Origin of the sequence: Paenibacillus sp. YIM B09110, assembly GCF_037167145.1 — a bacterium.
GTDB lineage: Bacteria > Bacillota > Bacilli > Paenibacillales > Paenibacillaceae > Pristimantibacillus.
Window position 1 is genome coordinate 24,683 of record NZ_JBANSP010000002.1, and the last position, 13,995, is coordinate 38,677.

Sequence of the window (13,995 nt, forward strand, 5' to 3'; positions counted from 1 at the left end):
ACGAAATAGACGAGGAGAGTGTCTTAATGACGAATCAAACACGGTACCCCTATGAAAATTCGGCCTTGCCTGCGCATGAGCGCGCGGTCGATCTTGTATCCCGCTTTACGCTGGAAGAGAAGGTCGAGTCCATGGTGCAATATCAGCCGGCGATTGAACGGCTTGGCGTGAAAGCTTATAAGCACGGTACGGAGGCAGCGCATGGTATGGCATGGTTAGGCGAAGCGACGACTTTTCCGCAGCCGATCGGACTCGGCTGCACATGGAATCCGGATATTATGAAGGAGATTGGTTCTGCTATCGGCGACGAGGCGCGAGTCTTTTACCAGCGCAATCCGGCAATTAACGGTCTCACGCTGTGGGCGCCGACAGTCGATATGGAGCGTGATCCGCGTTGGGGACGCACGGAGGAAGCATACGGTGAAGACCCGAAGCTGACGGGCGAGCTTACCGCTGGTCTTGTGCAAGGCATTCAAGGCGATCATCCGAAATACTTCAAGGCCGTTGCGACGTTGAAGCATTTTATCGGCAACAACAATGAAATCAATCGCGGAAGCTGCTCGGCGAGCATCGACCCGCGCAATATGAAGGAATATTATCAAGCCGCATTCAAGCCCGCATTCGTTAAGGGCGGCGCGCATTCGATGATGACCTCATACAATTCCGTCAACGGTACGCCGACGATTCTTCATGACGATGTAAATAAGGTCGTGAAGGAAGAGTGGGGCATGAACGGCTTTATCGTAAGCGATGCCGGCGATTTGCTAGGTATCGTGAACGATCACCACTATTATGACAACTACAAGGAAGCGGTCGCACACTCGATCAAAGCCGGCATCGATAGTATTACCGACGACAAGGAAAAGTCATGCGCAGCTATCCGCGAGGCGCTTGCAGAAGGGCTGTTAACGGTGAGTGATCTCGACAAGGCTCTTGTCAATACGTTCCGAGTTCGTTTCATGCTTGGCGAGTTCGATACGGAGGAAGAGGTACCGTATGCGAATACGCCAGAGTCGAAGCTATGCGCGCCAGAGCATGCCGAGCTGTCGCTGACAGCGGCACGCGAGTCGATCGTATTGCTTAAGAACGAGAACAACGCGCTTCCGCTCAGCAAGGATAAACTTAGCAGTGTAGCCGTTATTGGACCGCTTGCGGATGTTGTGTACCGTGACTGGTACTCCGGCTCGCTCCCTTACAAAGTTACTCCGCTGCAAGGGATTGCAAGCAAGCTGGAAGGGAAAAGAGTATCCTACAACAGCGGCAATGACCGTATTGTATTGCAATCGGCAGCAAGCGGCGAAGAGCTGCGAATTGCGGCGGACAACGAGAATCGTCTGCAGGGCGCGGGCAAGGGCAGCGCCGGCGACATCTTTGAGTTGACCGATTGGGGCTGGGGCAGCTACACGCTGCAGAGCACGGAGAATGGCAAGCTGCTTACGAGTGCCGACGATACGAACATTGCAGCTAACGCGGACGAAGCGTTTGGCTGGTTCGTGAAGGAAGTATTCAAGCTGGATTCGCAAGAACAAGAAAACGGGAAGTTCGCTCTCCGTACTTGGAACGGCAAGGCCGTCGTTGCTTCGGAAGACGGAGCGGGCTCGCTCGTTGTATCTGAACAGGACAGTGAAGGCGTGACCGCTCAATCCGAATTGTTCACTAAAAAAATCGTAAGCGACGGCATTGCGGAAGCAGTTGCAGCTGCGAAAGCAGCAGAAACGGCTATCGTCTTCGTCGGCAACAATCCGTTGATTAATGGCAAAGAAGAGATTGATCGTCCGGGCCTTGAGCTTGCCGCATCGCAGAACGAGCTGATCAGAGCTGTACATGCTGTGAACCCGAATACGATCGTTATCGTTATCGGCAGCTATCCGTTCGCGTTGAACGAGGTGAATAGCAGCATTCCGGCTGTCGTATATTTGTCCCATGCGGGGCAAGAGCTCGGCAACGCGGTTGCGGATGTGCTATTCGGCGACTACTCGCCGGCAGGACGTCTGAACATGACTTGGTATAAGTCAGAGGAGCAGTTGACTGACTTGATGGACTACGATATTCGCAAAGGGAAGCGGACATACTTGTACTTTGACGGCGAGCCGCTCTACCCATTCGGTCATGGACTTAGCTACGGTCAATTTTCGTACAGCGGCTTAGAGGTTGCTGATCGCACGAAAGGGCTGGAGGGCGAAGTGCAAGTACAGCTCCGCGTTACGAATGAATCTTCTATCCAAGCGGATGAAGTTGTTCAGCTGTATGTCCGCGTCCAAGGCTCGAGAGTGGAACGTCCGCTTAAGAAGCTCGTTGGTTTCACTCGTATTGCGCTGCAGCCGGGCGAAACGAAACTAGTCCAGCTTGCCGTACCGGCTGAAGAGCTAGCAATGTGGGACGTAACGCGCGATGTATTCTGTCTGGAAGCAGCTGAATATACGTTTATAGCAGGCGGCTCATCTTCTGACGTAAAGGCAACCACAACCGTTACCATTGCCGGAGAGAGCATTCCAGCCCGCAATCTGTCATTGACGACACGCGCGGACAACTATGATGAGTATGCAGGCGTGTACTTGGATGAGAGCAAGGAAGGCGGCTCTTGCGTTCGTCTGTCTGGCGAAACAGGATGGATCGCTTTCAATGACATCGATTGGAGCAATGGTGCAGCGGTAATCGAGGTAAGAGCAGCAGGCGGTCAAGCAGGCGGGTCCATTACCGTTCGAGCTGGCAGCGAGAACGGCGCCGTTGCGGCTATCCTCGAGGTTCAAGCAGGTGAAGAGCAAGCTTGGATTACCGTTTCAGCGGAGCTTAGCGGAGTTGATGCATTGAACGACTTGTATCTGGAGCTAAGCGGCAGCGTAAAGCTAAGCAACTTTCGTATTCACTAAAGCAATTAATTAACATAATCCTATTGACAAAGAGATCCTATGGAGTGAACAGCGATATGGCTGCCAACTCCGGCAGGTCTCTTTTTCTGGCGTATATCTCTAATTTACATCTGATAAAATAACTAATAATGAAGGTATGCTCTGAGCAAACAATGTTATATTATATAGGATGCTTCATTTAATAAGCGATGTAACTTCTTCAAATGTGAAATTAAGTAAACGCTTTCCTTGCCGAGGAGGCATTCCGAACGATGTTCAGCATGAAGTCTTTAACGAAGAAAATGAATAACGTCCGCATCAAAAATAAACTCATCTTTTCATTCGTCCTCGTTGTATTTGTGCCGGTGCTAATCGTAGGCGTGTGTCTAACCGTTGCGTTCAGGCAGAACGTGCTCGATCAGGCGACCCAGCAAATAACGAATAATGTGGAGCGTATTAAGAAGCAGACGACGGATGTTATCGGGATGCCGATTGAAATTTCTGATAAGCTGCTCGTTGACAGCCGATTGACGAATGTTGTTAATACGCATTACGATTCGACCTTCGAGGTCGTGAAGGCTTTCTGGGATTACCGCGACTTTCGCGATTACATTAAGCTGTACAGCGAAGTCTACAATATTCGTTTCTATACGACCAATATGACGATATTAGACAATTGGGAGTTCTTGAAGGTAGATGACACGATAGAGGCAATGCCATGGTACAATGCAGCGCTTGCGCAAGAAAATATCATTTGGGCGTATATTAAGGATGAGACAAAAAACAACAACAAATATTTAAGCCTTATTCGTAAAATATCATTCCCGACGTACCGCACGAGCGGCGTGCTCGTCATCGATGTCAACCAACAGGAACTAAATGGAATGATCAGCCAAGAACCGTTCGATACGATGATCTTTGATGATAACGGATATATTATTGCTGCCAAAAACACAGCTTGGGTCGGACTGAAAATATCCGATCTGGACTTCGCCAGCGAATTGACGGACAAGCCTGAGGGGACGTACGAGTTCAAATTCGAAGGCAAGCCGTCCAAAGTCGTAATCGAGAATCTGATGCCGCCATCCAGCAGCAACGGACTTAAGATCGTATCGGTATTTACGATCGATAGCATCGTGAGCGGCGCTAACCGGATTAGCTTGCTCGGGTTTGGGGTTATTTTGATCAGTCTCGTTATCGCCTTCATTTTAATTTATTTCTTCTCTGCTATTCTCGCGAAGCGGATGCTTGCGCTGAACAAGGATTTGAACAAGGTGGCGCTTGGCGACTTCAATGTAATCTCCGATGTGAGCGGCAATGACGAGATTGGTCTGCTGTCGAGACAGTTCAACAACATGGTAGTCAGCATTAGGGGACTCATGGACGAAGTTACCGAATCGCATCAGCAGCAGGCCCAACTGCAGTTAAGGCAGAAGGAAATTAAGCTGAAAATGATGGCCAGCCAGATCAATCCACATTTCTTGTTTAATGCGCTCGAATCCATTCGGATGAAGGCCCATATTAAAGGCGAGAAAGAGATCTCGTACATTGTACGGATGCTTGGCAAGATGATTAGGCGCAATCTCGAGATCGGAACGAAAAAGATTGCCTTAAAGGCTGAGATTGAGATCGTTCACAGCTATTTGGAAATTCAGAAGTTCAGGTATGGGGACGAACGCCTAACCTTCGTTCTAAATATTGCGCCTCAAAGCGAAGGGATTGAGATTCCTCCGCTCATTATTCAACCGCTTATTGAGAATGCGGTCGTACATGGACTTGAGGATCGAGCGGAGGGGGGCTTCATCTCCTTAATAACAAGGGTAGACGGTAACAAGTTGCGTGTGGAGGTTGCTGATAACGGTGTTGGGATTAGCGAGGAGAGAATGAATCAGATTACCGAATCGCTTCACGATATGGAGGAAGAAGATGAATACCGCATTGGTCTTCGCAACGTTCATCAAAGGCTGATTATGATATATGGAGAGGCACACGGTCTTCAAATACAGAGCAGTGCTGAGGGTACATGCATTGCGTTCGAAATACCACTGGGGGGTCATCATTTTGCATAAAGTCATGATCGTAGACGATGAACCGATGATTCGTGAAGGGCTTAAATCAATTATCGAATGGGACAAGCATGGTTTCACCGTCGTAGGCGAAGCGTCGAACGGACGTGATGCTTTAACTAAATATCGGGAACTGCAGCCCGATCTTATCCTTATTGATATTCGTATGCCTGGAATGGACGGACTGCAAGTCATTCAAGAAGTGAGACAGAACGATACGACTACGAACTTCATTATATTGAGCGGTTATGCTGACTTTGACTATGCGAAGCAAGCGATCGGCTTTGGCGTTGACGGCTATATTTTGAAGCCGGTTGACGAGGACGAGCTCGAGACCTATGTTAAGCGCATCGCTGACAGCTTGAAGAGAAGAGGCGAGCAGCAGGCTAGCAGCGAACAGACGATGCTGCTGCGTCGGGATGAATTGCTCCAGAAGCTGGCTGGCAACCAAAGTTTTGAGGAAACGACGTTCGATGGAGAGGCTCAAGAGCTGCTAGGCACGCCGGCGAAATATTATCAGCTCATGCTGATTGAGGTATACAGCCGCGAGCATTCTTTAACGAGGGGCGATACATTTAAGAAAAAGCTTGCTGATCTTATTGAGCAGAAAGAGATTGGTTTCGTATTCAGCGCTGAGCCATACATCGGTGTGTTGCTGAAAGATTATTTGCTGCAGAGCGGCTCGCGGGAGCAAATGAATGGCTGGTTGGCTGAGCTATGCGGACCGAATGCCAGATTTGCGGCAGCGGTCAGCGAGCCAGTTCGCGATTGGCGGGAGCTGCAGGACTGGGCACCCTATGTAAGCGGCTTGCTGAAGCGCAGGTTTATGCTGAAGGGCGGACAAATTCACACCGCATCGCAGACCCGAGAGGATCATCAAATAGAAAGCGATTTGACGCCAATTATGGAGTCGTTCGCTCAACGTTTCTTTTATATGATCGATATCGGCAGCGCTGAAGGTGTTGAGAAGGCGCTTCGTGAAGCGGAGGCTCAACTAGGAGGAGCCGGCGACATCACTGAACAGCAGCTCAAGTCAACCTGGGCGGGTATCGTATCGATGGTCTTGAACAAAGTGTCAACAGCTAATCCGACGTTGCCGATTCAAGAGTATTTGCCGATGATTACCGCACTCTATCTGGAGCATCATTATAATGAGATGCTGGATAAGCTGAATGCCAAGCTTATTGAGCTAGCTCAGAAGATCGGAAGCTCAGACGCATCTTCGGTTATGAAGCAAATTACGGATTTTATTGATCGTCATTATTATGAGAATCTTAAGCTGGAGACATTAGCTGATCTATTCAATTACAATAGCGGATATTTGGGGAAAATGTTCAAAAGCCACACCGGTCAGCATTTTAATACCTACTTGGACGAAGTCCGAATTCAGCACGCTATTGAGCTGCTGCAGGAGGGGATGAAGGTCCATCAAGTATCCGAGAGGGTTGGATACGCTAACGTTGACTACTTCCACAGCAAATTCAAGAAGTACAAAGGCGTATCTCCTTCCACGTATAAGAAAATATAAGACGGGCTTGCCGATCGTTCGCACTCCGAACGAAAGAGGCAGCTCGTTTTTTTGTTGTGCCGATTGTCCAAATGAAAGCGCTTGAAAGAGCGTATTTTTATATGATTTTCGCACGGATTTGTCGGGTGCAATGTAGTCCTTCCTGTCGGGTATCATTAGGACATAAGAGAGAGGGCAAGCTATAGAAAATAAAATCAACGCTTGCCAAGCCGACTGTGTTCGTTAAATAGGAGGAGCATTCATGAAATCGCTAACAGCAAAAGACGTTCCGCAGAAAGGGACGAGGAAGTCTTCTTCCGTTTGGAAGAGAGCCCTTCAGCAGCGCTACTTGTATCTGATGTCGTTGCCATTCGTCATTTGGGTCATCGTATTCAGCTACGTACCGGTATGGGGCTGGATAACGGCGTTCCAAAACTACAAGCCCAAAAACTCGTTCTTGGATCAGAAGTGGGTAGGCTTGGACAACTTTATTGAATTGTTTGGGGATGAACGGTTTTATCTCGTCCTTAGAAATACGCTGGCAATGAGCTCGATGGGACTTATCGTCGGATTTACGATTCCTGTCATATTCGCTCTTTTACTTAACGAAATGAAAGGGCAGGTTTTCAAGCGCTCGATTCAAACGATTTCGTATTTGCCCCATTTCGTATCATGGGTCGTTGTAGCAGGTCTCGTATCGAAGATGCTGTCAACCGACGGCGGCGCAATCAATCAATTGCTAATGTCGCTGCATCTTATCGATGAGCCGATTCAATTCATGGCTAAAGGCGAATGGTTCTGGGGTATCGTAACCTTGTCGGATCTGTGGAAGGAGCTAGGCTGGAACTCGATCATCTTCTTAGCCGCAATGGCCGGTATTGATCCGGAACTGTACGAAGCTTCGACCGTGGACGGCGCAGGTCGCTTCCGCAAAATGTGGCATATTACACTGCCTGGCATTCGTACGACTTTCATGGTTCTGTTCATTCTTTCGATCGGCCACTTGATCGGTATTGGCTTCGAGAAGCAGATGCTGCTAGGCAATCCTCTCGTAACGGATTATTCAGAAGTACTCGATTTGTATGCGCTCAAGTACGGGATACAGATGAGCCGCTATTCGTATGGTACGGCAATCGGCATATTCAACTCCGTCGTCAGCATTCTGCTCGTATTAATTGCGAACGGTATATACAAGCGAGTCACCAAAGAATCAATCATATAGGAGGAGCGGCATATGCAAGGGACTGTACAGAGAAGCAGCGACAAATTATTCGATATATTCATTTATGTAGTGATGGCGATCGTAGGGATCGTAACTTTATACCCTTTCCTTAACGTACTCGCAATCTCGTTCAACGATTCGGTTGATACCGTGCGCGGCGGCATAACGATATTCCCGCGGGAGTTTACTTGGAAAAACTACGAAACGATTTTTGGCTTTGAGGGTCTAATCACCGGGTTCAGAAACTCGGTGATCCGGACGGTTGTCGGTACGCTCTTCGGCGTTATCGCCGCTTCCATGCTGGCGTACACGTTAAGCCGGCCCGACTTCCAGGGAAGAAGATGGATGTCCTTCTTGTTCGCCTTGACGATGTATTTCTCGGGCGGTCTAATTCCAGGCTTCTTGCTTATCAAAAACTTAGGTTTGATCGGTTCGTTCTACGTGTACATCATTCCGGCTCTCCTAAGCGTGTGGAACGTATTCGTTGTTCGTTCCTTCATCGACGGATTGCCTTATGCGCTGCAAGAGTCGGCTAAAATCGACGGCGCGAACGACTGGATTATCTTCTGGCGGATCATTCTTCCGCTATGCCAGCCGGTTCTTGCCACAATTGCGTTATTCATCGCCGTAGGACATTGGAATGCTTGGTTTGATACGTATTTGTACAATGCCCGCGTTCCAGGAAATACGACGTTGCAATATGAATTAATGAAAGTCCTTCAGTCGACGCAATCGGGCAACAACTATCGCGACCCGAACGCACAGCAAGCGATCGCATCCGTATCGCCGGAATCGATCAAGATGGCGATTACGATCGTCGTTACCGTACCGATTTTGCTCGTCTATCCGTTCCTTCAGAAATATTTCGTCAAAGGAATGACATTGGGCGCAGTGAAAAGCTAACATTGGTAATAGCAGGTTCCCTGTTATATACACAATAATCTTTATACAAGAAAAGGGAGGCTTTAAGGCAATGAAAAGAAAGACACAGTACGCTCTAACGTTGCTTCTGGCGCTTGTGTTCGTTTTCGTGACGGCATGCGGCTCCAACACTGGCAACAACACTGGCGAGAATGCCGGTAACGGCACGAATGCGCCGGCAGAATCCGAAAACCTTGAACCGATGACAATCCGTTTCGCTTCCGGTGACGTTAATGCGAACTGGGACGATAATCAAAGCGACATCGGCAAATTTCTGGTAGAAAAAACAGGCGTTTCGGTTAAAGCTGAGTTTCCCGTAGGCGGCTCTGACGCTGATATGTTCGCCCTAATGGTAGCAAGTGACGATTATCCGGATCTTGTAATGCCGAAAGGCAATATCGGCAAGCTTGTTGACGCAGGCGCAATGGTCGATCTTCGTCCATTGATCGAAGAATATGCTCCTAACATCAAAAAGATTTACGGCGAATACCTCAATCGTCTTGTATGGAGTGCGGATGACGATGCCATTTATACTCTTCCTCTAGATCTTGTCGGCCACACGTATTTCGATGCGGGCGGCGGTTTCCAATTGCAGCATCAAGTGCTTGAAGCAGCTGGATATCCTGAGATCAAGACCGTTCAAGATTACGAGAACGCGATCAAAGCGTACCTCGAGAAAAACCCAAAAACAGAAGACGGCCAACCGCGTATCGGCATGTCGCTGAACGGCGGCGAATGGCAAATTCTGATTTCCGTTACAAACCCTGCGTTCTACGCTACTGGCGCACCGGATGACGGCGAATTCTATGTCAACCAAGATACACATGAGGCAATCATGCACTACCAACGTCCTGAAGAAAGAGAATATTTCCGTTGGTTGAACCATATGAACGATGTAGGCTTGCTTGACAAAGAAAGCTTCGTTCAGAAGTACGATCAATACAAAGCAAAAATCGCTTCTGGCCGTGTTATCGGTCTAATCGACCAAAACTGGGATTACGGCGATGCTGAGAACGCTCTGAAAGCCGAAGGCAAATTCGGTGCAACATATGCTCGTTTCCCTGTAACGCTTAACGATCAATATCAAGACCATTCGTTCCAAGGAACAGGTTACCTGTCCGGTTACGGCGTAGGTATTACGACAAGCGCGCAAGATCCGGTTCGTTTGATCAAATATCTGGACTACCTTGCTTCCGACGAAGGCCAAGTACTTGTGAACTGGGGTATTGAAGGCAAGCACTACAATGTCGTGGACGGCAAACGCGTTATCCCTGAAGACGTACAAGCTATGAAAACAAACGATAACAACAATTTCAAGAAAACGACAGGTATCGGCAACTACTTCTTGTCCGCTCGTTATGGCGACGGCGTTCTGGATCCATCGGGCAACTATTACACAACGACGTTCCCAGAGCAAATCCAAACTAGCTATACCGCAGAAGACAAAAAGACGCTTGCGGCTTACGGCGTAAAAGTGTATAAAGACTTCTGGCCGTCTGACGACGCGTTCCCGGAGCGCAAATACGGCGCTGCTTGGACATTGCCGTTCGAGACTGGCTCCAAAGCGAACGTTATCTTCCAAAAGACACAAGATATCATGAAGAAACGTATCCCTGAAGCCATTCTTGCGAAGCCAGCTGACTTCGACAAAGTATACGATGCATTCTTGAAAGATCTTGAAGATGCAGGCGCAGCTGAGTTGAATGCTGAGTTCACGAAGATGGTTAAAGACCGCGTTGAGCTTTGGTCCAAATAAGCATAAAATAATAAGAAAACGGAGAGCTCATGCAGATGAGCTCTTTCCGTTGTTTAAATCGAGGGAGAGTGACTAACTTTGATCAATAATAAACTTTCGAAAATTTGGTACGGCGGCGATTATAACCCGGAGCAATGGCCGGACGAAGTGATGGAAGACGATATCCGCATGCTGAAGCTCGCGGACATCGATGTAGCAACGGTGAACGTATTTTCTTGGGCGCGCATTCAGCCTAACGAGGATACATACAACTTTGAGTGGCTCGACCGCATTATGGACAGGCTTTACAAGGACAATATTTATATTACGCTCGCAACGAGCACGGGCGCGCATCCGGCATGGATGGCTAAGAAATACCCGGATGTGACTCGCGTTGATTACGATGGACGCAAGCGTAAATTCGGCGGACGCCATAACTCCTGTCCGAGCAGCCCGACTTATCGTAAGTATTCCGCACTCCTAGCAGAGAAAATTGCTGATCGCTATAAGGATCATCCCGGACTTGTCGTTTGGCATATTTCTAACGAATACGGCGGCTATTGCTATTGCGACAATTGCGCGGAGCAATTCCGTATATGGCTTCAGAAGCGATACGGCAGTATCGAACAGCTCAACTCGGCTTGGTACACAGGCTTCTGGGGTCATACGTTCTATGATTGGGACGAGATCGTTCCTCCTAACGCGCTTAGCGAGGAGTGGAGCGGCAGCCGGACCAACTTCCAAAGTATTTCGCTCGACTACCGCCGTTTCCAATCGGACAGCCTGCTGGATTGCTACCTTCTTGAGTATGATGCTATCCGCAAGCATTCGAGCAATATACAGATTACAACGAACTTAATGGGCACTTACCCTGAGCTCGATTATTTCAAATGGGCTAAGCATATGGACGTTGTCTCATGGGATAACTATCCTTCCATCGATACGCCGGTCAGCTTTACCGCTATGACGCATTCACTTATGCGCGGTCTGAAGAGCGGACAGCCGTTCATGCTGATGGAGCAGACGCCAAGCCAGCAGAACTGGCAAGCGTATAACTCGTTGAAGCGTCCTGGCGTCATGCGGCTTTGGAGCTATCAAGCGGTAGCGCATGGCGCGGACACCGTGATGTTCTTCCAGCTTCGCCGCTCAATCGGCGCTTGCGAGAAGTATCATGGCGCGGTCATCGAACATGTTGGCCATGAACACACGCGCGTATTCCGTGAATGCGCCGAGCTTGGCCATGAGCTGAAGCAGCTTGGCGATACGCTTCTAGACTCTCGTAACGATGCTAAAGCGGCGATCGTTTTTGATTGGGAAAACCGCTGGGCTGTCGAGTTGTCGAGTGGACCAAGCGTTGCGCTGAAGTACGTGGACGAGGTGCATAAGTACTACGATGCGTTATTTGAATTGAACATTCAGGCCGATATGATCAGCGTAGAAGAAAACATGGACAAGTATGATCTCGTTATCGCGCCGGTTATGTATATGATTAAGCCAGGGTTTGCTGAGAAGGTTGAACAATTCGTTGCCCGTGGAGGCACGTTCATTACGACCTTCTTCAGCGGCATCGTGAACGAGAACGATCTCGTAACGATCGGAGGTTACCCAGGCAAGCTGCGCAACGTGCTCGGCATCTGGGCAGAGGAGATCGACTCGCTGCTGCCAGGCCAGACGAATCAAATCGTTGTGACCAATGCGAGAGGAGAACTGAGCGGCACCTATTCATGTAGCATTCTATGCGACCTTATCCATTCCGAAGGAGCAGAAGTCATCGCGGAATACGGATCCGACTTCTACCAAGGCATGCCGGCATTGACGGTCAACAAATTCGGTGAAGGCGAGGCATGGTATGTCGCTTCCAGCCCGGATAAGGCTATGCTGCAATCGTTGCTTTCCACCATTTGCAAGGAGAAGGGAATCGAGCCTCTGCTAGCAGCGCCAAGCGGCGTGGAAGTGACTCGCCGTGTTAAAGACGGCAAATCGTTCACCTTCGTGCTTAACCATAATTCCGAAGCTTCGGTTGTACAGCTTCAAGATGAGCCGCGCAAGGATTTGCTTTCTGGAGAGCTTGTCAGTGGTGAATACAGCGTTGCTGCCAAAGGCGTTCTAATAATTGAGCAATAGCACCGAATAATATCGGTAACGACGAACCAGACAAGCTCCGTCCTCGCAGTCGGCGGCATATAGTAACGGTAGAAGCCCACTGCGAGGGGGACGGCAGATGTCAAGGAAACGGCGTACACCACTATCGTTATCGCTTATTGTACTCGTGCTGTACGTATTGCTCGTTATCCTATTACTCACTTCATGGCTATAAATAAATGCTCAAGTGCCTAAGAATCGCCCGTAACTACCATCTACCGCCGAGCCCACCTCCTATGGAGCTGAGCTCGGCTTTTTTATTTTATTCTGATCCAGCAATCATCTTCCTTAGGCCACATGGTTCTCCTCTTTCTCTTTCTCTTTCTCTTTCCTTTCCTTTTCTTTTCTTTTAGTTCTCTTTTATTCTCTTTTGCTCCACTCTCCCTTTAGCTCAGGAAGAAACCAAACCAGCCAACAGTCGACTGTCGACAGATTTAATTCCAGCGGTCCACAGTATTCTGGTCAATTACGGTCATTGAAAAGAGTTCTAGATGACTTGATCGATTGCACTGGCTGGATTGAACATGGAGGACCAGTCGATGCGCTGTCTCTCTATATATCGTTTGTTAATTGCCGATAGCTTTGAATCCGTCCAGTATGGCTTGTCAGTGGCAGAACCTTTATTAGAAAGGCAGAGGCTAAGCAGATGTACGAGTGGGGTACATGAATGGTCGTAAGAAATATTGCGACGATAACAATATTCGTCCAAATAAGATTGAGCGTATTTCAGGGAAAGTCCGTGAAAATAATCATTCATCCATTTGAAAGCTGACTTAGCTAGTTGAGGCAGTGTCGCTGTGGAATTAGGAACATTTACATACCAGCGATTAATGGTGAGTTGATCGAGTTCGGGATGGACATGATCTTTTATGAACGCTTCTTCCATTGAAGAAGAAAGCCGGTTGCGTGCAATGCCTTTTTCTTTTGCCAGTTTTATTTTGAAATAGGAAGAAGATTGGTTGGGTAATGTGCCGCTGGCAGCTATTGCTGCATGCTCCTTATTCTCTGCTTCATAAGTGGGATGCAATTGCTTCATATATACTTCTAACTTAGCTTCGACGAAACCGTCAAGGAGCGTACGCTCATCATACTCCGATATGGCAGCACGGACTTTGTTAAGCATGGACCAAGCCGTCTTGTATGTCACTTGAATCAATTGCGCAAGCTGGACAGCATGAATTCCCTCCTTGCTTGAGGATACGAGGAAGAGAACCAAAAGCCACTTGCGAAGCGCTGTGCGGCTTTTGTTGAATACTGTGTTAGCTGTCAGGGTAGTCTGGTGTTTGCACTTACTGCATTCAAATAATGGCTGGTTCCGAGTCGTGATTGTGTATGCGGCAGAATGGCTGCATCGTGGACAACGAAAACCGTTAGGCCACTTCCAATCATATATAAATGACAAGCATTGCTGCTCAGTTGCAAAGCTCTGATTGAATTGATCTATATAAGCCGTTAATGCCATTGAGAGCAACTCCTTCATCTTAAAAGAGAACATGTGTTCTTATTTAATCTTATCAAAAATGGAAGTGATATACAATAGCTGGTTTGCTATG

Annotated in this window: 8 protein-coding genes; 7 read left to right on the plus strand and 1 reads right to left on the minus strand. The window is 48.4% G+C overall.

The window, feature by feature from the left end:
• Positions 1-26 precede the first annotated feature (26 nt).
• The 7 genes from V8F51_RS02430 (at position 27) to V8F51_RS02460 (ending at position 12,424) form a co-directional block, all read left to right on the plus strand.
• Positions 27-2,870 carry a glycoside hydrolase family 3 C-terminal domain-containing protein gene (locus tag V8F51_RS02430; protein WP_337098461.1) on the plus strand — a complete coding sequence of 948 codons (2,844 nt, stop codon included), beginning with the start codon at positions 27-29 and terminating at the stop codon, positions 2,868-2,870.
• A gap of 251 nt (positions 2,871-3,121) precedes the next feature.
• The gene (locus tag V8F51_RS02435; protein WP_337098462.1) at positions 3,122-4,918 is read left to right on the plus strand and encodes a sensor histidine kinase; all 1,797 of its coding nucleotides are present in this window, start codon (positions 3,122-3,124) and stop codon (positions 4,916-4,918) included.
• Positions 4,911-6,443 (plus strand): response regulator transcription factor, encoded by a 1,533-nt coding sequence (locus V8F51_RS02440; protein WP_337098463.1) that lies wholly within the window; start codon positions 4,911-4,913, stop codon positions 6,441-6,443. The genes V8F51_RS02435 and V8F51_RS02440 overlap by 8 nt, the downstream gene beginning before the upstream one ends.
• Before the next feature lie 241 nt (positions 6,444-6,684).
• The gene (locus V8F51_RS02445) at positions 6,685-7,644 is read left to right on the plus strand and encodes an ABC transporter permease (protein WP_337098464.1); all 960 of its coding nucleotides are present in this window, start codon (positions 6,685-6,687) and stop codon (positions 7,642-7,644) included.
• A 12-nt stretch (positions 7,645-7,656) separates the two neighbouring features.
• Positions 7,657-8,547, plus strand: coding sequence for a carbohydrate ABC transporter permease (locus V8F51_RS02450; protein ID WP_337098465.1), 891 nt, complete (start codon positions 7,657-7,659; stop codon positions 8,545-8,547).
• 70 nt (positions 8,548-8,617) lie between these two features.
• Entirely contained in the window at positions 8,618-10,321 is a 1,704-nt protein-coding gene (locus V8F51_RS02455) for an ABC transporter substrate-binding protein (protein WP_337098466.1), read from the plus strand.
• 78 nt (positions 10,322-10,399) lie between these two features.
• A complete protein-coding gene (locus V8F51_RS02460; protein ID WP_337098467.1) occupies positions 10,400-12,424 on the plus strand; it encodes a beta-galactosidase in 2,025 nt (674 codons plus the stop codon).
• A gap of 505 nt (positions 12,425-12,929) precedes the next feature.
• Here the strand turns inward: V8F51_RS02460 and V8F51_RS02465 are convergent.
• Positions 12,930-13,904 carry an IS1595 family transposase gene (locus V8F51_RS02465; protein WP_337098468.1) on the minus strand — a complete coding sequence of 325 codons (975 nt, stop codon included), beginning with the start codon at positions 13,902-13,904 and terminating at the stop codon, positions 12,930-12,932.
• Positions 13,905-13,995 lie beyond the last annotated feature (91 nt).

Coding starts and splice junctions, on each gene's coding strand:
- V8F51_RS02445 (WP_337098464.1), top strand. CDS start 6,685: ATGAAATCGCTAACAGCAAAAGACGTTCCGCAGAAAGGGACGAGGAAG.
- V8F51_RS02455 (WP_337098466.1), top strand. CDS start 8,618: ATGAAAAGAAAGACACAGTACGCTCTAACGTTGCTTCTGGCGCTTGTG.
- V8F51_RS02450 (WP_337098465.1), top strand. CDS start 7,657: ATGCAAGGGACTGTACAGAGAAGCAGCGACAAATTATTCGATATATTC.
- V8F51_RS02465 (WP_337098468.1), bottom strand. CDS start 13,904: ATGGCATTAACGGCTTATATAGATCAATTCAATCAGAGCTTTGCAACT.
- V8F51_RS02435 (WP_337098462.1), top strand. CDS start 3,122: ATGTTCAGCATGAAGTCTTTAACGAAGAAAATGAATAACGTCCGCATC.
- V8F51_RS02430 (WP_337098461.1), top strand. CDS start 27: ATGACGAATCAAACACGGTACCCCTATGAAAATTCGGCCTTGCCTGCG.